We start from the raw sequence: 21,337 nt of genomic DNA, 5'->3' as shown, positions 1-21,337 counted from the left end.
GATCAGAGTGTCTCTTGCCGTATATTTGATAGTTCCCGGGTCCGTCGTTTCGGACGGAAGAAGCACACGATTTCAGCGGCGAAAAGACCTTGGTGCTGCCGGAAGATGTATCCGTGTATGAAGATCCTCGGAATATCCGGCAGTCCCCGGGCACAAGGCAATACCGACCTTATTGTGAAGGAGATTATTGCCGGTGCGGGTACGGCGGGAGGAGAGACGGAGATCATAGCTCTCCGTGATTATGCCATAACCCCCTGCATCGGATGCGAGCAGTGCAGAAAAGATCTGACCTGCTCCCGGTTCCATGACGGTATGAACCTCCTGTACCCGAAGATCGAGAATGCGGATATACTCGTCCTCGGTTCGCCTACCTATAACTACAACGTGACCAGCCTTGTGAAATCCTTTATCGATCGCCTCTACCCGTACTATATCTTTTCCGACGACCGCCCCCGCCGGTATTCAAGCCGGCTGGCGGAAAGAACGCGGACAGCCGTCGTCTTCTCCGTATGCGAGCAGACGGACCCGTCAGAAAAGGGATTTGCCCTCGAAGCCATGGCACGGCCCCTTGAAGCGCTCGGGTACACGGTCGGGGAGAGGTTTCCCGTGTACGGGTTCTTTGACCGCGGTTCGGTGCGGCGGGATGAAGCGGTCATGAAAAAGGCGTACGGGATCGGATACGGCCTTGCAGGTTCAGGAACATAACCGCGGAAAGAGGTATTCGGGTGAAAAAATGCGAAGAAAATCGAACGTCGTGTTCCGATGCGCCGACCGGGACTCGAACCCGGGTTTAGGCGTTGGCAACGCCTAGTGATAACCACTACACTATCGGCGCAGATGCAGTCGTAGTGCTCTACAAGATTCGTGATACTTGATTATAAGTATATCGAATTGGTGCTGATCAGACCTGTTTTTCCTCTCTATCGCAGAAGATGTCACAGAGGTCGGTTTCCGACTCCTCCACCGTCACGACGAGCAGCTCGTCGCCCTCCTTTAAGACCGGGTCATCGGTATAGAGGAGAAATGCCTCCTGCCGGTAGATGCCGATGTAGGCGTTTCCCTTGGGAAGGGCAACCTCCGAGAGCTTTTTTTCCGCCTGTTTCGAACCCACGATAACGCTGCGGAACCGCATATCCCCCCGCATCAGGGTGGAGAGCTCGATGGTGTCGACCCCGCGGAGGGCATCCGAGATGATGACCGAAGCGGTCTGGGGCGGGTTGACGACGTGGCGGAATCCGAGTTTTTTCGCGATCGCGAGAAACTGGATATCCTCCGTCCTGATGATGATCTCCGGCACGTTCATGGTCCGGGCGATCAGGGCGATGAGGATATTGTTCTGGTCGTGCTCGGTGCATGCGACGATGGCGTCGGCCTTGTCGATCTCCGCCTTTTCGAGTATATCGGGCCGGGTGCCCTCCGCATTGATGATCGTGCAATCAAGCGTTTCGGAGAGATCTTTTGCGCGTGCTTCGTCTCTCTCGATTAAAATGACTTCCCTTCCCTTTTTTATCAGGCGCTGGGCAAGATTTGTGCCGAGCGCACTTGCACCGACAATGATGATCCGCATGACCGGTTACCCCTTCACCCACGTCCGCGGGAAGAGTAATATACATACTGGTATGATCTCGATCCGGCCGAGCAGCATATCGAGAATCAGCACTCCCTTCAGCATGCCGGGCAGAGCGGCGCTCGTGATCCCGCACGAGAGGCCGACCGTTCCGATTGCGCTCGATACCTCGAAGAGCGCATCTTCCAGCGGAAAGCCATAGAGCATGAATATGTATGCCGATACCACCGTAAAGGCCATGTAAAGTGCGACAAACGCGATCAGCGTCTGCAGGTCGTTGGAATCAACGGTCGAATCCCGGACGCGCAGAGGGGTGAGCGCCTCTTTCGGCAGGAAAAATCTGATGAAAACGAGGTGGATGACCTTCAGGATGATAATGATCCGGAGGATCTTCATGCCGCCCGCCGTCGATCCCACACTGCCGCCAATCCACATCAGCACTGTGAGCACCGCCTTCGCCGCCGGGGGGAAGGCATTGACGTCGGCAGTTGCAAATCCCGCTGATGTAAGGGCTGAGAACGCCTGAAAGGCCGCCAGCGACAGCGCTTCGGTAACCGGCACCGAGCCTGACAGGACGACGGTAATGAGGAGGGTGCCGGCGGCAGCGATACCGAAGAACCAGAGGAGCTGGACGCTCGAGAACAGCTCGAGGGGATTATGGAGCAGGCGGGGAAAGATGGCGAAATTGACCGATCCCATGACGCAGGCAACCGTCACCACGAAGGGAACGAGAAAGCCCGGAAATGCCGCAATCGATTCGGAGTGCGTGGAAAACCCTCCCGTGGAAACGGTGCAGAGCGCATGGCAGACTGCATCGAAAACAGGCATCCCGCCGAGGAGAAGGAGCAAAAATGCGGCGATGGTGATGATACAGTAGATCTTCCCGAGAAGTGTAGCGGTGCCGACGACACCCGGCCGAAGTTTCTGGTCCCCGATATTGATCATAAAGAGCCGGAAAGCGCTGACACCGGGCGGTATCAGCACGGATATGACGATGAGGACGATGCCGATGCCGCCAATCCACTGGAGCCATGACCGGGCAAAGAGGAAGACCGGACCGACATCCGGCGGTGCGACCGAGAGTCCGGTTGTCGTCAGGCCGGATGCGGCTTCGAAAAACGCGTCGAGAAACGGCATGCCTGTCGAGAGAGAGAAGGGGATTGCGGAGAGCAGTGACGACAGCGGAAAGATGATTGCGGCAATGACCATTGCATCCTTCCACTGCAGGTCGTACTCGGGAAGAAGCCGGGATACAAGGGTGCCCAGAATGATGATAAGGGTCGCGATAACGGCATATATCCCGGCGATAAACCATTCTGAAAAGAAGAGAGCAACGATGAGCGGGACCGCCATGACCGCCCCGATGCCAATCATGATGAGGCCGAGATACTTCAGAATGCCGGCACTGTTCACCGGCGATACGAGTTCATACATCCGTATTCTGTGAATCGGGGGGCAAGGTATTATAGATATCCACGGTAATCACCCGGATTTACTCCGGATCCCCTGCTGCATGTCCATGCGGATTTATAGCGGATGCACGGGGAGAAACTGCATACGAATTATCCGGGAATGTTTTACGTAATGTTAATTTCCGCGGAAACAAATCATATTTTCATGATCCCCCTCATGCTCAACCTCCACGGCAGACGGGTGGTCATCTTCGGGGGCGGCGAAGTCGGCAGGCGGAAGGCGGCTCACTTCCTCCCGGAAGCGGATGTGCTTGTCGTGAGCCGTTCATTCCACCCCGGATTCGAGGAGATGCCTCTTGCACGCCTGGTGTGCGACCTCGATACGGTCACCGACGCCGTCCTTGCGGAGATGCTCTCGGAGGTATTCCTTGCGGTTGCGGCAACGCCGGCACCGGCACTGAATGCCCGGATCGGGCGTCTCTGCCGCGCCGGCGGGGTTCTCTTCAATGATGCCGGCGGGGGTGTTGCCGATGTGACGCTCCCTGCCGTCGCACGGGGAAAGAACTACATAATCGCCGTCAGCACGGGGGGGAGCAGCCCTGCCGTCGCACGCTGGCTTCGTCGCCGCATCGAGGATGAATACGCACATCTCGACGGGATGATCGCACTTCAGCAGGAACTCCGTACCCTGCTTCGGGAAAAAGTGCCCGATCAGGGGAACAGAACCCGGATTCTCCGGGACATGCTGAACGATGACGCCATCTGGGCGATGCTCGCAACCCATCCCGACGAGGTGCGAAACGTGATGATACGGAAGTACGTGCCATGAAATCCACGCTGTATGCACCGGTTGCCTGTGCAGGCATCAGCCATCATGACGCCGACGTGGCGGTCCTCGAGCAGTTCAGGTTTGCCGATGAGGCGGCTCTTCTGGCCGACGCCCGCACCCGGTTTAAGGGAGTCGTCCTGCTTCAGACGTGCAACAGGGTCGAACTCCTCGTGCACGGCGATGCCGAATCTCTTGCAGCGTTCCTTAAAGAGCGTGGGAAAAGCGGATTCTGGGTTCGTGAGGGTATCGATGCCCTCCGTCACCTGCTCAGGCTTGCATCGGGCATGGATTCCATGATCGTGGGTGAAGACCAGATCCTCGGCCAGCTGAAAAGTGCGATGTCGTTTGCACAGGAGCGGGGCTCGACCAGCACGATTACCGATCTCTGCCTCACGAAAGCGGTGCATGTGGGTGTGGAGGTCAGGCGGAGAACGCAGATAAACAACGGTGCGGTTTCCATAGGCTCAGCTGCCGTGAAGCTTGCCGAAAAACTGCTCGGGAGCCTTCGGGGGAAGCATATCATCGTCGTCGGGAGCGGTGAGATGGGGCGGCTCGTCACCCAGGCGCTGGCTGCCCAGCACCTGACCGCCATTTACGTCACGAACCGGACATTCGCCCGTGCAGTCGCGCTCGCAGACGAGATCGGCGGGAAAGCGGTCAACCTCGAGAACATGTACCGGTTTATCGCCCTCTCCGACGTCGTCATATCGTGCACCGCCGCCCCGCATCCCCTGATTCATGCCGAGGGCATCAGGCAGGCGATGAACGAGCGCCACTGGCCGCTCGACGAATCGCCGCGCCCCCTCATTCTCATCGACATCGCCCAGCCCCGCGACGTGGAGGAGGATGTTGCTGCCGTTCCGGGCGTGCATGTGTTTACGATTGACGATCTCCGGTCGTTAAGCGAAGAAAATATGAGGAACCGGAAAAAGCAGGCCGAGATGGGGGAGGCATTCATCGAGGAGGAGATCTCGCATTTTATCCAGCTCTTAAACCGCGCTGCCGCGGGTGATACGCTTTCGGGGCTGCATACATGGGCCGAAGCCATCCGTGTCCGCGAGCGGGACAAGGCGGTTGCCCGCCTTGGCACCTGCGATGATCATATTCTCGGGATATTGGACGATTTATCCCGTGTTCTCGTGAAAAAACTGCTTGTCGATGCAACCTATTCGATTCGTGAGAGTGCCGAATGCGGTGAACTGCAGTACGCAGAGGCGCTCGTCAAGGCAATCACCCGGGGTGAACCGCTATGTATCCAGAAAGACGAATGAGACGTTTGAGAAAGCGATCCCTGCAACCGCTTGTGCGGGAGACAACCCTGAGCGTACATGATCTGATCATGCCGCTTTTTTTCGATGAAACCGCATCCGAACCGGTCCCGATCACGTCCATGCCCGGCCAGTTCAGGTACCCCCTCGGAGAGGCGGGAGCTGTGGCCCGCGATATCCGGGATGCAGGCCTCCGGGCGGTCATTCTGTTCGGGATTCCGGGCGCCAAGGATCCCGAGGCCTCCGGTGCCTTTGCCGCGGACGGAGTAATTCAGTCTGCCGTCCGCGCGATAAAATCGGCGGTTCCCGATCTCGTGGTGATTACCGATGTCTGCGCCTGCGAATATACCGATCACGGCCATTGCGGCATTGTCGGGGACACTTTGGAGGGACCCGATCTTCTCAATGATCCGTCCCTCGACCTGATGGCACGAATTGCAGTCAGCCACGCGAAAAGCGGGGCTGATATCGTCGCGCCGTCGTGCATGCTCGACGGCATGGTCGCGGCAATTCGCCGTGCACTTGACGATGCGGATTTTTCCGATCTCCCGATCATGTCATACTCGTCGAAGTTCGCGAGCGCACTGTATGGCCCTTTCCGCGAAGCGGCAGACTCCGGGTTTTCATTCGGGGACCGGAGCACATACCAGATGTCCCCGTCCAACCGGCGTGAGGCGATCCTCGAATCGGAACTGGACCGGTCGGAAGGCGCTGACATCCTGATGGTCAAGCCCGCATCATTTTATCTCGATATTATTGCCGCGGTGAGGGAACTCGGGCTCCCTGTCGCGGCATACCAGGTGAGCGGCGAGTACGCGATGATTGCCGCGGCGGCGGACAGGGGCTGGCTTTCCCGGCGGGAGACCGTTCTTGAAAGCCTCACCTGCATAAAACGGGCGGGGGCTGATCTCATTATTACCTATTTTGCACGCGATGTCGCGGGGTGGCTTCATGAAGAGCGCTGATCTGTTTACACGAGCACAGGGTCTCATGCCCGGCGGCGTGAGCAGCCCTGTCCGGGCAATCAAGCCGTACCCCTTCTACACGGCACACGCCTCCGGGGCGCGGCTGACAACGGTGGACGGCGACGAGTATATCGACTGCTGCATGGCGTACGGCCCCCTGATTCTCGGGCATGCGCACCCGGCGATACGCGATGCAATCGCTACGCAGCTTGACAAGGGATGGCTGTACGGGACGCCTGTCGGGCTGGAGCCGGAGATGGCGGCACGCATCACCGCGGATCATCCGGGCATGGATATGGTCCGGTTTGTATCCAGCGGTTCGGAAGCGACGATGGCGGCGATACGGCTCGCACGGGGATATACCCAGAAGAAGGACATCATCAAGGTGGAGGGGGGGTTTCACGGCGCCCACGATGCGGTGCTCGTGAAAGCCGGGTCGGGGGCGACCACGCTCGGGGTGCCCGACTCCGCGGGAGTGCTCCCGGGCCTCACGGCCCATACCCGCCAGGTCCCCTTCAACGATACGGAGGCCCTCGAAGCGCTGCTGTCCGCACATGATGACGTTGCGGCGTTCATCCTCGAACCGGTCATGGGAAATATCGGGCCGATACTCCCTGACAAGGAGTACCTGCGCGAGGTGCGATCGATCTGTTCGGACCACGGCATCCTCCTGATCTTCGACGAGGTGATCACGGGGTACCGCCTCGGCATCGGCGGGGCGCAGGTGATGTACGGCGTGACCCCCGATCTCACCACGCTCGGCAAGATCATCGGCGGCGGACTTCCCATCGGGGCATTCGGCGGCCGGCGGGATATTATGGAGATGGTCTCCCCGTCAGGGCCCGTATACCAGGCCGGTACGTTCAGCGGCAATCCGGCGAGCCTTGCGGCAGGGTGCGCCACGCTTGCATGGCTGCACGGGCACCGGGATCTCTACGGGCTTCTGGCGGAAAACACGCGGGCGATTGCCGAATCGGTCGAATCACGCAGCGGATCGTTTGTACGGCTCGGATCGATGTTCAAGCTCTTCTTCAGAAGTACGCCGCCGCGGAATTACCGGGAGGCGAAAGAGAGCGATACTGCGGCATTTGCACATTTCTGGAGTGCTATGCGCTCGAAAGGCGTATTCCTCCCGCCGTCGCAGTTCGAGACGAATTTCCTCTCCGCCGCCCATACCCAAAGCGACCTTGACACGATAACGGGAGCATATCTCGCATGCCTGTGAAAATCGGGACACGGGGGAGTGCCCTTGCCCGTGCGCAGGCATCCCGTGTCTGCGAGGGCCTTGCCGGGGCGGGCATCGAAACCGAGACGGTGATCATCGCGACGGAAGGCGACGAACAGACCCGCGTCCCCCTCCATGAGATCGGAGGGCAGGGCGTGTTCGTGCGAGCGCTCGACGAGGCCATCCTCGCCGGAGAGATCGATGCCGCGGTGCACAGCATGAAGGATATCCCCGCAGAACGTCCGGACGGCGTTGTGACGGCTGCGGTGCTTACAAGGGACTCTCCTGCGGATTTTCTCGTGCATTACGCCGACCTTGACGATGTCCGGGTCATCGGGACGTCGAGCACCCGGCGAAGGGCGCAGCTGCAGCGGAGCAGTCTCGCCGCGGAGATCCGGCCGCTCCGCGGGAATGTCGACACGCGCCTCCGGAAGCTGAAGGAAGGCGAATATGACGCCATCGTCCTTGCCGAAGCGGGAATGGAGCGTCTGGGCCTCGATCTGCCGGGCACCCGGCTCCTTCCCCAGTGGTTTGTCCCGTCACCGAACCAGGGGACGATCGCGGTCGTCTGCCGGCGCGATTCCGATCTCGAAGCGGCGTTCGGCATGCTTGACGATGCGGCAACGCGGCGGGACACGGACGTGGAGCGGGCTGTCATGGAAGAAGTGGGAGGGGGCTGCTTTACGCCGCAGGGAGTCTACTGCCAGAACGGATTTCTCATCGCCGAGGTGCTCGCGCTCGACGGCAGCCGGTGGGAACGGATCGAGGATGAGGGAAAAACACCCGACGACGGACGCATCATCGGCAAAAAACTGCGCGCCCTTGCGTATGACCTGATTGAAGAGGCGCGTGCCGAACTGGGGTTGAAGCAATGAACGGAAAGGTGTATCTCGTCGGTTCGGGCCCCGGCGGGCTCGGGCTGCTGACGTTTCGCGCCCGCGAGGTGATTGACGGGGCGGATGTCATTCTGTATGATCAGCTGCCGGGCGAGGAGATCCTCGCGTCTCTGCCCCGGGAGGCCGAACTGGTGGACTGCGGGAAATTCGGGGGACATCACGTTCTCGAACAGGATGAGATCGAAGCGCTCATGGTCGAGCGGGCACGGCAGGGGAAAACCGTCGTCAGGCTCAAGGGCGGCGATCCGTTCCTGTTCGGGCGAGGCGGCGAGGAGATGGAGACGCTCCGCGAGCAGGGAATTTCCGTGGAAATAATCCCCGGCATCTCCAGCGCCATCGCCGTGCCCGAATGCGTCGGCATCCCGGTCACCCACCGGAGATATGCATCGCAGGTGACCATCCTCACCGGGCATGAAGACCCGACGAAGGGCGAGTCGGCACTGAACTGGCAGTGGCTTGCAAAGACAAGGGGAACGATCGTGATCCTGATGGGCGTGAAAAACCTGCCTGTTATTGCCGCATCGCTTATCGAAAACGGCAAGAATCCCGAAACGCCGGTTGCCGTCATCGAACGCGGACTCCGGCCCGATCAGCGTGTTACGGTGGCACCTCTTGCGGATATCGGGCGCCGTTGCGCGGAGGCGGGGGTTGCACCGCCTGCGGTGATCGTCATCGGGGACGTGGTGCGCCTCTACAGCGATAAACAATAGTGATATCTATATACAAAATATTTAAATAATATATGTGCGAATCACCAGACAGTCATGTTTGGTCTGCCTGAACCCGGCGAATGGTTCGCATCCGTTTTTACCCCCGGAACGGACTGGAAACCGGGTGCTGAGGTAATTCTTCAGCAGGATTCCGATCTCGAGACGATCCTCGAGATGTGGGATGTCCTTCCCGACTGACGGAGGTACGCTCTGTCGGCGGAAGGATACTGTCCGGACGTGCCGCCCTGGCGGGGGCGGACTCCATGGATACTGCCGATTTTCGTTTTAGCCGGGGTTTATGCCAAACCCTCTTATGAGTCGCCAGCATATGACGTGATATGCGCAGCGATGATGTGAAAAAAGGGTATGTCCGTGCTCCCAACCGGTCTCTGCTCAGGTCGCTCGGGGTGACGGACGGGGAGATGGACCTCCCGTTCATCGGAATCGCCAATTCCTGGAATACCGTGGTGCCCGGGCATGTGCACTTAAGGACGCTCGCAGAGAAAATCAGGGAAGGCATTGCTGCCGGCGGAGGCACGCCGTTTGAATTCAATACTATCGGCATCTGCGACGGGATCGCCATGGGCCACGAGGGAATGCGGTATTCTCTTCCCTCCCGTGAAAATATCGCCGACTCCGTCGAACTGATGGTGGAGGCCCACCGGTTCGACGGGCTGGTCTGCCTCTGCACCTGCGACAAGATTGTGCCGGGCATGCTGATGGCGGCAGTGCGCTGCAACATCCCCGCGCTGGTCGTAACCGGGGGCCCGATGCTCACCGGTTTTGCCGGGGGACGTGATCTCTCTCTTATCGATGTCTTCGAAGCAGTCGGGAAGGTGGCGGCAGGTGAGATAAGCGAGGACGAGCTTCGCACCCTCGAAACCTGCGCCATGCCCGGGTGCGGCAGCTGCCAGGGCCTCTATACGGCAAATACCATGGCGTGCATGACCGAGGCGATGGGCATGTCCCTGCCGGGATGCGCCGCAATCCCTGCGGTGGATGCCGCCAAACTGCGAATTGCCCGTGAAAGCGGCGAGCGGATAATGGCACTCGTCGAGGGCGGCGTGACTCCCCGAAGCATTGTCACCCATGCAGGCATGCAAAACGCCATCCGCGTCGACATGGCCCTCGGCGGATCGACGAACACCGTCCTCCACCTGATGGCAATCGCCGAAGAGGCGGGAATTCCGCTTTCCCTTGACGATTTCAACCGGATTGCCGAAAAAGTGCCCCATATCTGCCACATGCAGCCCGGTGGCCCGCATTCCATGCAGACGCTTTATCGGGCGGGCGGGATACCCGCTGTCTTTTCCCGGCTCTCCGGCCTTCTCGAGGATACGCTGACGGTTTCGGGAAAATCCACGGTGCAGATCGCGGAGACGGCGACCGTTCACGACGAGACCGTAATCTGGCCGCTCGACCGGCCGGTGCATGCCGCAGGGGGGCTGAAGATCCTGAAGGGTTCGCTTGCACCCGACGGGTGCGTCATCAAATCCGCCGCGGTAAACGAAGACATGTGGCGGCATACCGGGCCTGCGCGGGTCTTTGCCGGGGAAGAGGAAGCGATGAAAGCGATATTATCAAGGCAGATCCGGGAAGAGGACGTCCTCGTCATCCGGTACGAAGGTCCCCGCGGTGCTCCGGGGATGCCGGAGATGCTCTCCCCCACATCGGCGCTGATGGGTCTCGGCATGACACGGGTAGCACTGGTTACCGACGGGCGGTTCTCGGGCGGTACACGCGGCCCCTGCATCGGCCATGTGGCTCCCGAAGCCGCGATCGGAGGTCCGATAGCGCATGTGCGCGAGGGTGACCTGATCGCAATCGACCTCTTTGCACGGACGATTGACCTCCTCGTCGACGGGGATGAGCTTTCGGAACGGAAAGCGCGCTGGAATCCGGTCGAACGGGAGCTCTCGGGGGTGCTTGCCCGGTATGCCGAAAAGGTCGGGCAGGCACATCGTGGCGCTGTGCTGAAATAACCCCCAATTTTTGCAGCATTTCATATCCGAATCATTAAATGCGTCGGTGCCTCATGTCGGTATGCCGGCGTTGCGCCGTCTGCACGCCTGAAGAACGATGAGAGGGTGTTTTCATGATTGAGAAATTCCTTGAAGGAAACAAGCGGTTTATCGCTGAAGATTTTAAAAAGGATTATGATTATTACCAGAAACTTGCCCGCGGGCAGAGCCCGACCGCTCTCTGGATCGGCTGCTCGGATTCCCGCGTCAATCCGGAGCGTGTCGCAGGCGCAAAGATGGGTGAGATCTTCGTGCACCGCAATATCGGCAATATCGCCCCGGAAAACGACCTGAATTTTGCCACCGTACTCGAGTACGCGGTTAAACACCTGAAAGTGCAGGACATCGTCGTATACGGACATTCGGACTGCGGGGCGATGAAGGCGCTCGACAAAGGTGCGGCGGGGGATACCTATGTCCCGCAGTGGCTGAAAAATGCCGAAGGTGTCGTTGAAAAGGCAGATGCGGTCATCGGATCTCCCTCAACACCCGAGCAGGAAAAGGAACGGATGCGCCTTATCGAATACGGAAACATCAAGCTCCAGCTCGAGCATCTCCGGTCGTACAATCTTGTAAAAGAAGCCGAAACCGAGGGAAGAATCGCGCTGCACGGCCTTTATTACGATCTTGAGACCGGAGAGCTGAAGAAAATCGCATGATGCCGTGGTTCGGCATCATTTTTTTTTATCAGAGAAGCGGCTCGAGATGTTTTTTCACGAGCGGGAGTGAGATCCGCCCGAGCGGCGTCACTGATCCGTTGATGAGTACGATAGGGATCGGGGGATGACGCTCCTCGATGATCTTCTGCACGTAATCCGGTATCCCGTTATCAAGAAGGGTGACTTTTACAATGATGCGATCGCCGTAAAGCTCTTTCAGGCGGTTGTGAAGCGCTTCGGAGGCCGGCACCATTTTTTCCGTGGGAGCACAGGCTTCAAGCTCGCAGGAACGGCTTTCATCGCAGGGAAACGGGCCGCAGGGTGAATTTTCAAACCCGATAATCTCGATCGTGATCGTTTCCATGAAGAGTACTTGCCCGGATGAGTATTAGGATGCTTTGATTGGTGCACAATTCCGTCCGTCCCGCCCTTCCGGCAGTGAACCGGCACGAACGTTATATGGGTGTCAGACCTATGATATATGGTAATTCAATGAAGGCGGTTCTGGGTCTTGAAGACGGAGAATATGTTGTAGGAAACGGATTCGGTGCGGAGGGTTCTGTCGCCGGCGAACTGGTGTTTACCACCCAGATGACCGGGTATATGGAGGCCCTCACCGATCCGAGTTACGCGGGCCAGATCCTGATGTTTACCTATCCTCTCATCGGGAATTACGGCGTCGATCCCTTCAATTTTCAAAGCCCGTCGGTGCATGCGATGGGATGCGTGGTTCGTGAACTCTGCGACAAACCCGCACAAAGTTCCTCACTGGCTTCTTTTTTTGAAGAACAGGGCCTGTTCGGACTATCCGGTGTGGATACGCGGCACCTGACGATCAAGACCCGGGAGAAGGGGACACTCCGGGCCGCCCTGATCGTCGGTGACGACAACGGTGAGTATGCGGTGGAGTGCGCCCGGAAACAGAGGCCGATCAGCGAAATCGATCTCATCCCCCGGGTTTCCTGCCGGGAATCCTATCGCATCCCCGGGCCCGGGAAGCGCATTGCCGTGCTGGATCTCGGCATCAAAAAGAATATTGCAGTCAGCCTCAGGAAACGAGGGGCCGATCTCTATATTTATCCCTACAATGCCCGCCCCGACGAAATCGAGGCCTGCCGCCCGGAGGCGCTGTTCATCACCAACGGTCCCGGCGACCCGAAACTGGCGACCGATGCAATTGCCTGCGTCAGTCAGTTTATCGGGCAGATACCGGTCTACGGGATCTGCATGGGCAACCAGATCGCCGCTCTTGCCCTCGGCGCCGAGACCTATAAGATGAAATTCGGTCACCGCGGCTCGAATCAGCCGGTCAGGCACAGAGACGGCTCCATATATATCACCACGCAAAATCACGGTTTTGCAGTGGACGGGGACACCCTTCCGGAGGAATGCGACATCGTGTATACGAATGTGAACGACGGTACACTCGAGGGTTTCTGTTCGGATGACCTCAACGTTTTCTGCGTACAGTTCCATCCCGAGGCTCATGGCGGGCCGCACGATACGGAGCGTCCCATATTTGATTCGCTCTACAGGAGGATTCCCTGATGCCCCGGCTCCCGCACATCAAAAAGGTAATCATCATCGGATCGGGCCCCATCCAGATCGGGCAGGCGGCCGAATTCGATTTTTCCGGTTCGCAGGCATGCCGGGCACTCCGGGAGGAGGGCGTGGAGGTCGTGCTGGTCAACTCCAATCCCGCCACAATCCAGACCGATCCCGATATGGCGGATGTGATCTATGTCGAACCGCTGAAGGCGGAGATTATCGCGAAGATCATCAGGAAGGAAAAACCGGACGGGATTCTCAGCGGCATGGGCGGCCAGACCGGGCTGAACATGACGGCCGAACTCGCGGAGATGGGGGCGCTCGATGGCGTCGAGATCCTCGGCACGCCGCTTGAGGCCATCTATCGCGGCGAGGACCGCGAACAGTTCCGCGATCTGATGGACGAGATCGGCGAGCCGGTTCCGCGGAGCATGATCTTGAATTCTCCCGACCAGATCGACGAGGCGATTTCGCAGGTGGGCCTTCCGGCGATTATCCGCCCGGCGTACACCCTCGGCGGGGCCGGTGGCGGGGTCGCTCATACGCCCGAGGAGATGCGCAGGATCGTCGAGATCGGACTTTCCCGGTCGCGTATCCACCAGGTGCTCATCGAGGAAAGCGTGACGGGGTGGCAGGAGATCGAGTTTGAAGTCATGCGGGACGCTGCCGATACCTGCATCATCATCTGCGGAATGGAGAACGTGGATCCGATGGGGATCCATACCGGAGAGAGCGTCGTGGTCGCACCGATTCTCACGCTCCGCGATGACGAGTTCCAGACGATGCGGAGCGCCGCCATCAAGATCATCCGGGCGCTCGACGTGCAGGGCGGATGCAATATCCAGTTTGCATTCTGGAAGGGCGACTACCGCGTCATCGAGGTAAATCCACGCGTATCCCGCTCATCGGCGCTCGCATCGAAGGCGACGGGATACCCGATCGCACGGGTTGCGGCAAAGATCGCCATCGGGCTCCGGCTCGATGAGATCATGAACACCGTGACGGGCTGCACACCTGCCTCGTTCGAACCCTCCATCGATTACGTTGTCGTGAAAGTGCCCCGGTGGCCGTTCGACAAATTCAAGGGCGCTGACCGGACGCTGACCACGGCAATGAAGAGTACCGGGGAAGTCATGGCGATCGGGAGAACGCTTGAGGAGGCGTTCATGAAAGCGCTGCATTCGCTGGATACGGACATCTTCCGGCACACCAATCCGAATGAGATCCGGATGATCCTCACCAGCCCGACGGACGAGCGGTTTGCCTGCCTGTTTGATGCGTTCCGGGAGGGCTTCACGGTCGATGAGGTCGCATCGCTGACGAATATCCTGCCCTTTTTCCTTGAAAAAATCTGGAATATCGTTCAGCTGGAGGGGAAACTTACCGCGAACTCGACGCCGGAGGAGATCCGGACGGCCAAGAGGTTCGGCTTTTCAAACGAGCAGCTCTCAAAGCTGACGGGCCGTCCGGTCAGCGAGATCGGGGAGCAGGCGGGTCAGCCGTCGTACAAGATGGTGGATACCTGCGCGGCTGAATTTCCTGCGACAACGCCCTATTTCTACTCCACATGGGAGCAGGAATGCGAAATCGAAAAGAGCGGGAAGCAGAAGGTGCTCATCCTGGGATCGGGCCCGATCCGTATCGGACAGGGGATAGAGTTCGATTACTGCACCGTTCACGCCGTTGCGGCTCTCCGGGAAATGGGAGTGGAGGTCCATATCGTCAACAACAATCCCGAGACGGTATCGACGGACTTCGATACCTCCGATCGCCTGTTTTTCGAGCCGATGCAGCTTGAGGATGTCATCAATATTCTCCGGAAAGACAGCTATCATGGCGTCATGGTCCAGTTCGGCGGCCAGAACTCGGTGAACCTCGCGATGCCGATCGACGAGGAGATACGCCGGATCGGTCTTTCGACGGTGATTCTCGGGACCTCGCCCGCTGCAATGGACCTTGCCGAAGATCGTGACCGTTTCAGCGGTCTCCTCGATCGTCTCGGCATTCCGACGCCGCCGAACAGTTCCGCGTATTCCGAAGGCGAGGCGAAAGCGAGAGCCGGCAGGATCGGGTATCCGGTCCTCGTCCGGCCCTCCTATGTCCTCGGAGGGCGGGCGATGGAGATCGTCCACGACGAAGTCGAGCTTGAGGTGTACATGAAGGAGGCGGTGCGGGTCAGCAGGCAGCACCCGGTGCTCATCGATTCGTTCCTCCAGTCTGCGGTCGAGATCGATGTGGATGCGGTATGTGACGGCGAGGGTGTGCTGATCGGCGGGATCATGGAGCATATCGAGGAGGCGGGCGTCCATTCCGGCGATTCTGCCTGTGTCATCCCTCCGCAGTCCCTCTCCGAATCGGTGGTGCGGCGCGTCCGCGAATACACGAGGGAAATTGCCCTCGGAATAGGCGTCGTCGGCCTGATAAACATCCAGTACGCCGTCAAAGACGACATCGTCTATGTGCTGGAGGCGAATCCGCGTGCGAGCAGGACCGTGCCGTTCGTAAGCAAGGCGACGGGAATACCGCTCGCAAAGGTTGCCGCAAAGGTCATGCTGGGGAAGAAACTCTCCGACATGGGACTGACCGAGCCGGTCATCAGCCATGTTGCGGTCAAGGAGGTGCTGCTGCCGTTCAATAAGCTTCCGGGCGTCGATACGGTGCTCGGTCCGGAGATGAAGAGCACGGGCGAGGTCATGGGCATCGATTACGACTTCGGGCGTGCGTACTACAAGGCATGCATCGCTGCCGACAACAGCCTCCCGCGGGAGGGCAATGTCTTTATCTCCGTGACAAAAGAGCAGAAGGAAGATCTCATTCCGATTGCGGAATCCCTTGTGCAGAGCGGGCTCGTACTGTACGGGACGGCCGGAACGGTCGAGACGCTCGCGAGCCGGGGAATTTCGGCCAACCTTGTCCGGAAAGTGCAGGAGGGATCGCCGAACGTCATCGACATGATGCGGCGCGGTGAAGTGCAGCTCATCATCAACACGCCTGCGGACAAACTCTCGCGCCAGGACCATTACCAGATAATGCGTTCCGCCGTCGATTACGGCGTGCCGTACATCACGACGATGCAGGCCGCCCGCGCCGCGGCAATGGCCATCCGTGAAATCGGGCGGAAGGATATCACGATCGAACCCCTCAGCCACTATATCGGATGATAGCTGCGGATCAGCCGTATCGGGACGGCACCGAGGGAGCGATGGAAGAGTTCCGGGTGAACCACATGCGCATACGAATCGAGGAACTCATCGGTTCCCTCCTTTTTTCCTACATCCTCATCTGGCTTCTCTGGACATTCTGGCCGTACATCTCATGAGATCGTGCGGGGATACACCCCGCCAGGGATCGGGATCCTGCCGGGATGACCTCATAAGGCTTATATAACGGGAACCGCAATGCAGGTTCATGGGTGACGGTGATACGGAGAGTGTCTGGAACGACGTGCATGAGCAGGAAGTGCTGCTGAAGAAAGAAGCGGAGGATCTCTCGGAAGACCTGCTCTTTCGTCGCGACGGCTGCCTCAAACGGCTGCTGACAAAACCATTCGCCGATATCGATCTCAGAAGAATCGCTGCAATTATCGTTTCGTAACCGGCGGCGTTTTCCGCTCTGACAACGCGGGAATTCTTTACCGAGTGTTCGCCATGGCCGGTGATTTATCCGTGCGCAGGTAAGGAAAAAAAAAGGTTATGAGGTACCAATCCAGGAAGCGACCGTCTCCTCATGGGATTCGATCCATTCCTGTGCGGCTTCTTCTTCGGAAACACCATTTTCGATTGCCAGCATCACCGATTCCATGTCGGCCGCCGTCCAGGCAAACCGCGTCAGGATATCATACACGCCGGGTTTATCCGATTCCAGGCCCTTCCGGGCGAGTGTTCCGATAAACTCCTCGCCGCCGTAGACGCCTTTGGGATCGTCGAGATATTTCAGGTCGAACCGGGCAAACTTCCAGTGGGGAGTCCATCCGGTGACGACGATCCATGATTCCTCATCGATCGCTTTGGAGAGCTCTGCGGACATTCCCGCACTTGAACTGGCAACAAGCTCGAAATTCAGTCCATACTCGGTAATTGCTTCTTCCGTGTTTGCCATAATTCCGGCACCCGGCTCGATGCCGGTGATCTTGCCGTCAAAATTGTCAGCCACGGAATTGAGTTCATCGATGGAATCGATGGTCACATAGGTCGGCACGACAAGGCCTATCTTTGCGCCTTCGAGATTTTTCCGGACAAGAACCAGATCGTCGCCGTACTGCTCCCAGTAATTCGCCTGGGTTGCCGGCAGCCACGCAGAAACCGTGCAGTCGATATTTCCATCGGCGACCGCCTGGTACAGCGGTCCGGCGTCGACTGCGCTCAGCTTAACAGTATACCCTGCCTTTTCGAAGACCTGCTTGAGCACGTTGGTGCTCGCGATCTCCGAATCCCAGAGCACATATCCGATTGAAACCGTTCCTTTCGATTGTTCGGCCGGTGCACTTTCCGTGCACCCGGCAGCACACAACAGCCCGAAAACCACGAAACTGAAAAAAACTGCCGAACATACCTTTTTACTAAACACACCATCACATCCAAATGTAAAATTTCAGTTATTTTTCAAAAAGGGACATATATATGACCCCTTTTACCCTTACTGTTACCCTTCTATAAAGTCATTCCGTTCTCCCCGTCAGCGCCGGACAAGGTTCTGGGTCAGGCGATCCAGCACGATGGCAACGATGACGATGGCGAGGCCCGCCTCAAATCCTCCTCCGATATCCACCCGCTGGATGCCTTTCAGGACGTTCAGGCCGAGGCCGCCGGCACCAATCATCGATGCGATTACGGTCATCGACAGGGCAAGCATGATACACTGGTTTATCCCTGCCATAATGGTCGGAAGCGCCACGGGAAGCTGTACCTTGATGAGTTTCTGCCATGCCGTCGTACCGAACGAATCGGCGACTTCGTTCAGTTCGAGCGGAATCTGGCGGATTCCAAGATTTGTCAGCCGTATTGCAGGCGGCATCGCAAAGATGACCGTTGCGATCATGCCGGGGACGTTGCCGAGTCCGAAAAAGATGACCGCAGGTATCAGATAGACAAATGACGGCATCGTCTGCATGAAATCCAGAAAGGGTTTGAGGAGTGCATCGAAGGTATTGTTGCCCGAAGCCAGAATGCCGGAGGGCACCCCGACGATGAGTGCGATAACGGTCGATGCGATGACAAGCGCGAGTGTGGTCATCGCTTCGGGCCAGAGCTGGAGATCCCATATCAGGAAGAGGCCCAGACCGGTCAGAGCGGCCGACCTGATGTCGCGGCGGTTGACCAGATATGCGGCGATTGCAAAGAACAGGATGATGAACGCCGGATGGATGACGAGCAGCATCTGCTGAAATCCGTTCACCAGCAGATCCAGCACACCGCTGATCGCGTCGAGGAGCCAGCCGAAATAGTCATCGATGAAATCGACCAGCATTTCAACCCCCTCACCGACGGGCAGCTTAGGAATCATCTGCGTTCACCTCCATCCTGGCGAGGGCCGCCAGCACTGATCCGCGGATGATAATCCCCCTCATTTTACCGGTTACGTCAACAACCGCAACCGGATAGCGTGCTTCTGCCATGATTGGAATGATATCGGCAACCGGAGTTTCGGGCGGTACGGTCGGGATGTCACGTATCAGGATATCCTCGAGCTGCCGGTTCTGCTTCTTCGCCTCGAGTGCGTCGTCGGCCATGATGAGGCCTTTGAGAATCCGGCCTTTTCCGACAACAAACAGACTTGAAATGCCGTATTCCTTCATGAGGCGCAGGGCATTCCGGGGGCCCGAATCAACGGCGATGAGCGGCTCCGGGCGTTTCATCACATCACAGGCGGTCAGCACCTTCGCCATGTCCACGTCAGCGACGAATTTTTCCACGTAATCGTCTTTCGGATTGGTGAGAATCTCTTCGGCAGAACCGATCTGGACGATTTCGCCGTCCTTCATGAGCGCTATCCGGTCGCCCAGCTTGAGCGCCTCGTCAAGGTCGTGGGATACGAAAATAATGGTCTTCTGCAGTCGTTGCTGCAGGTCGATGAGCTCGTCCTGCATATCACGCCTGATAAGGGGATCGAGTGCGCTGAATGCTTCGTCCATCAGCAGAATATCCGGATCGCTTGCCAGTGCGCGGGCCAGCCCGACCCGCTGCTGCATCCCGCCGGAGAGCTGCCGCGGCATGCTCTGCCCGTGCCCTGAAAGCCCGACGAGATCGAGCGCCTCCTCCGCCCGCCTGTATCTTTCAGATTCCGGAATTCCCTGAATTTCAAGACCGAAGGCGACGTTGTCGAGTACGGATCTGTGGGGGAGAAGGGCAAAACTCTGAAAAATCATACCGAGTTTATTGCGCCGGATCTCGCGGAGGTCATCCGGTGCCATGGAAACGATATCCGTGCCGTTGATGGATATCTCGCCGGTGGTGGGTTCGACAAGCCTGTTGATGCACCGGAGCAGCGTTGATTTGCCGCATCCCGAGAGGCCCATCAGGACAAAAATTTCTCCGGGGAAGACTTCGAATGAGACGTTATTCAGCCCGACATTCTGCCGGGTTTTTTCAAATATCTGTTTTTTACTGTATCCCTTGTGCAGGAGTTCAAGAGCTTTCTCGGGCTTCTGGCCGAATATTTTGGTCAGGCCAGTCACCTGCACCGTCGGATGTTTACGATCTGTCTTCTCCATAAAAAACCTCAAAATATTCCGGATGGATATTTTAAACGATTATAAATTAAATTTAATGTGTAAAATAATTTATGATTAAAAAATAATAGCCGTTCCAGAGTGCATATCGGGAATTGTGGGGGCATCTCTCCGGAATCATATTTTGAGGCATATATCGGCAGTGAATATCATATTGTCACCGGGATCTGCGCTGATATGGGTCATATCGCCAGTATCCGGCTGTTTTTTTGGTGGCACCGGGCCAAACAGGTTCTGATGGGGAGTATCATTTTATTGTGGTTAAGATCCAATGTGAACTACTGTGGTGCTGATCCCACGGTGACGCTGAAAAGATAAGGAGAAGGTCAGAATGGGAAAAGGAAAAATTGTTCTTGCATTTTCCGGGGGGCTCGATACTTCGATCTGTGTTCCCCTCCTTAAGGAGCGCTACGGGTATGACGAGGTCATCACCGTGGCGGTGGATGTCGGCCAGCCCGAGGCGGATATTGAGTCGGCAACGGAAAAAGGCCGGATGATTGCCGACCGGCATTATACCATCGATATCAAGGAGAGGTTTGTCAACGATGTCATCTTCCCGTCGATCAAGGCCAACGGGTCGTACGAGGGGTACCCGATGGGCACCGCGCTCGCCCGGCCGCTCATTGCCGAGGAGATCGTGAAGATTGCACGCACCGAAGGTGCGGCAGCGGTCGCACACGGGTGCACGGGAAAGGGGAACGACCAGCTCCGGTTCGATTTCATCTTCCGGTGCGCAGGCCTGGAGATCATCGCCCCGATGCGCGAGATGAACCTGACACGGGAGTGGGAGATCGAGTATGCCCGGGAGCACGGGGTGCCGGTGAGCGTTGTCCGGGAAAAGCCGTACAGCATCGATGAAAACTGCTGGAGCCGGAGTATCGAAGGCGGCATCCTGGAAAATCCGGCCACGCATCCGCCCGAAGACATCTATGCGTGGACCGTTTCGCCCCGTGACGCGCCCGACGTTCCCGAAGAGGTGCGCATTGATTTCGAAGGGGGAATTCCCGTCGCCCTCGACGGCGAAAAGCTCACCGGATATGCCCTTATTCAGCGTCTTAACCTTATTGCCGGAAGGAACGGGGTCGGCAGGAACGACATGATCGAGGATCGCATCCTCGGCATCAAGGCACGGGAGAATTACGAGCATCCCGCCGCAACGGTTCTTCTCGCTGCCCACCGGGATCTCGAACAGCTCGTGCTCTCCCGCCAGGAACTCGCGTTCAAGCACATCGTGGACGAAAAGTGGTCCGAGCTCGGGTATATGGGACTTATTCACGAACCCCTGTTTGCCGCGCTCAATGCGTTCATCGATACGACTCAGGAACGGGTGACAGGCAGCGTTGATCTCGTGCTTTACAAGGGAAGCGTCACCGTTGCGGGCAGAAGCTCTGTTTCCGGCCTCTATTCGGACGAGCTCGTCTCGTTTGACAGTACGTCGCTTGACCAGAATTTCGCGGTCGGCTTTTCGACCTTTTTCGGTCTTCAGGCGCGTCTCCATAAAAACCTGAAA

General features: G+C 58.0%; 19 protein-coding genes and 1 tRNA gene. 13 read left to right on the top strand and 7 right to left on the bottom strand.

Annotation, left to right across the window (positions count from 1 at the left end; translation table 11 throughout):
• The first annotated feature begins 117 nt into the window (after window positions 1-117).
• Window positions 118-705: a flavodoxin gene (locus APR53_05765; protein ID KQC03253.1), complete on the top strand. Its 588-nt coding sequence runs from the start codon at window positions 118-120 to the stop codon at window positions 703-705.
• Window positions 706-763: 58 nt separating this feature from the next.
• On the opposite strand, the gene APR53_05760 is transcribed toward APR53_05765, so the two are convergent.
• From APR53_05760 to APR53_05750, 3 genes are all read right to left on the bottom strand, one after another.
• Window positions 764-835: transfer RNA gene (locus APR53_05760), tRNA-Gly, on the bottom strand.
• Between the two features lie 66 nt (window positions 836-901).
• A complete protein-coding gene (locus APR53_05755) occupies window positions 902-1,567 on the bottom strand; it encodes a potassium transporter (GenBank protein KQC03252.1) in 666 nt (221 codons plus the stop codon).
• Between the two features lie 6 nt (window positions 1,568-1,573).
• On the bottom strand, window positions 1,574-3,001 hold the full coding sequence (locus APR53_05750; GenBank protein KQC03251.1) for a potassium transporter: 1,428 nt from the start codon (window positions 2,999-3,001) through the stop codon (window positions 1,574-1,576).
• A gap of 183 nt (window positions 3,002-3,184) precedes the next feature.
• Here APR53_05750 and APR53_05745 point away from each other — a divergent pair, with 183 nt between their 5' ends.
• The 8 genes from APR53_05745 (at window position 3,185) to APR53_05710 (ending at window position 11,552) form a co-directional block, all read left to right on the top strand.
• Window positions 3,185-3,808, top strand: a complete 624-nt coding sequence (locus APR53_05745) for a siroheme synthase (protein KQC03275.1) — start codon at window positions 3,185-3,187, stop codon at window positions 3,806-3,808.
• Window positions 3,805-5,079 carry a glutamyl-tRNA reductase gene (locus APR53_05740; protein ID KQC03250.1) on the top strand — a complete coding sequence of 425 codons (1,275 nt, stop codon included), beginning with the start codon at window positions 3,805-3,807 and terminating at the stop codon, window positions 5,077-5,079. The genes APR53_05745 and APR53_05740 overlap by 4 nt, the downstream gene beginning before the upstream one ends.
• Window positions 5,058-6,041 (top strand): delta-aminolevulinic acid dehydratase, encoded by a 984-nt coding sequence (locus APR53_05735; protein KQC03249.1) that lies wholly within the window; start codon window positions 5,058-5,060, stop codon window positions 6,039-6,041. The genes APR53_05740 and APR53_05735 overlap by 22 nt, the downstream gene beginning before the upstream one ends.
• Window positions 6,028-7,266 carry a glutamate-1-semialdehyde aminotransferase gene (locus APR53_05730; GenBank protein ID KQC03248.1) on the top strand — a complete coding sequence of 413 codons (1,239 nt, stop codon included), beginning with the start codon at window positions 6,028-6,030 and terminating at the stop codon, window positions 7,264-7,266. Before APR53_05735 ends, APR53_05730 begins: the two co-directional genes overlap by 14 nt.
• Window positions 7,257-8,141 carry a porphobilinogen deaminase gene (locus APR53_05725; protein KQC03247.1) on the top strand — a complete coding sequence of 295 codons (885 nt, stop codon included), beginning with the start codon at window positions 7,257-7,259 and terminating at the stop codon, window positions 8,139-8,141. Before APR53_05730 ends, APR53_05725 begins: the two co-directional genes overlap by 10 nt.
• On the top strand, window positions 8,138-8,872 hold the full coding sequence (locus APR53_05720; GenBank protein KQC03246.1) for a uroporphyrin-III methyltransferase: 735 nt from the start codon (window positions 8,138-8,140) through the stop codon (window positions 8,870-8,872). The genes APR53_05725 and APR53_05720 overlap by 4 nt, the downstream gene beginning before the upstream one ends.
• A gap of 338 nt (window positions 8,873-9,210) precedes the next feature.
• Window positions 9,211-10,854 carry a dihydroxy-acid dehydratase gene (locus tag APR53_05715; GenBank protein ID KQC03245.1) on the top strand — a complete coding sequence of 548 codons (1,644 nt, stop codon included), beginning with the start codon at window positions 9,211-9,213 and terminating at the stop codon, window positions 10,852-10,854.
• A 113-nt stretch (window positions 10,855-10,967) separates the two neighbouring features.
• A complete protein-coding gene (locus tag APR53_05710; GenBank protein ID KQC03244.1) occupies window positions 10,968-11,552 on the top strand; it encodes a carbonic anhydrase in 585 nt (194 codons plus the stop codon).
• A gap of 28 nt (window positions 11,553-11,580) precedes the next feature.
• Here APR53_05710 and APR53_05705 read toward each other — a convergent pair whose 3' ends face one another.
• Complete coding sequence (locus APR53_05705; GenBank protein ID KQC03243.1) at window positions 11,581-11,916, bottom strand: hypothetical protein; 336 nt, start codon at window positions 11,914-11,916, stop codon at window positions 11,581-11,583.
• Between the two features lie 128 nt (window positions 11,917-12,044).
• Here APR53_05705 and APR53_05700 point away from each other — a divergent pair, with 128 nt between their 5' ends.
• From APR53_05700 to APR53_05690, 3 genes are all read left to right on the top strand, one after another.
• Window positions 12,045-13,100: a carbamoyl phosphate synthase small subunit gene (locus APR53_05700; protein KQC03274.1), complete on the top strand. Its 1,056-nt coding sequence runs from the start codon at window positions 12,045-12,047 to the stop codon at window positions 13,098-13,100.
• Window positions 13,100-16,261 (top strand): carbamoyl phosphate synthase large subunit, encoded by a 3,162-nt coding sequence (locus tag APR53_05695; protein KQC03242.1) that lies wholly within the window; start codon window positions 13,100-13,102, stop codon window positions 16,259-16,261. Before APR53_05700 ends, APR53_05695 begins: the two co-directional genes overlap by 1 nt.
• Before the next feature lie 247 nt (window positions 16,262-16,508).
• Window positions 16,509-16,694, top strand: a complete 186-nt coding sequence (locus tag APR53_05690) for a hypothetical protein (GenBank protein ID KQC03241.1) — start codon at window positions 16,509-16,511, stop codon at window positions 16,692-16,694.
• A 96-nt stretch (window positions 16,695-16,790) separates the two neighbouring features.
• Here APR53_05690 and APR53_05685 read toward each other — a convergent pair whose 3' ends face one another.
• The 3 genes from APR53_05685 to APR53_05675 all read right to left on the bottom strand — a co-directional run bounded on the left by APR53_05685 (window position 16,791) and on the right by APR53_05675 (window position 19,809).
• Window positions 16,791-17,666, bottom strand: coding sequence for a glycine/betaine ABC transporter (locus APR53_05685; GenBank protein ID KQC03240.1), 876 nt, complete (start codon window positions 17,664-17,666; stop codon window positions 16,791-16,793).
• 108 nt (window positions 17,667-17,774) lie between these two features.
• Complete coding sequence (locus tag APR53_05680) at window positions 17,775-18,602, bottom strand: glycine/betaine ABC transporter (GenBank protein KQC03239.1); 828 nt, start codon at window positions 18,600-18,602, stop codon at window positions 17,775-17,777.
• Window positions 18,592-19,809, bottom strand: a complete 1,218-nt coding sequence (locus tag APR53_05675) for a hypothetical protein (GenBank protein KQC03238.1) — start codon at window positions 19,807-19,809, stop codon at window positions 18,592-18,594. Before APR53_05675 ends, APR53_05680 begins: the two co-directional genes overlap by 11 nt.
• 349 nt (window positions 19,810-20,158) lie before the next feature.
• Here APR53_05675 and APR53_05670 point away from each other — a divergent pair.
• A partial coding sequence (locus tag APR53_05670) for an argininosuccinate synthase (GenBank protein KQC03237.1) occupies window positions 20,159-21,337 on the top strand: 1,179 nt, incomplete at its 3' end.

Origin of the sequence: Methanoculleus sp. SDB, from assembly GCA_001412355.1 — an archaeon.
GTDB lineage: Archaea > Halobacteriota > Methanomicrobia > Methanomicrobiales > Methanomicrobiaceae > LKUD01.
The sequence above is the reverse complement of the archived record's forward strand: the minus strand, read 5'-3'. Positions and strand labels throughout refer to the sequence as shown.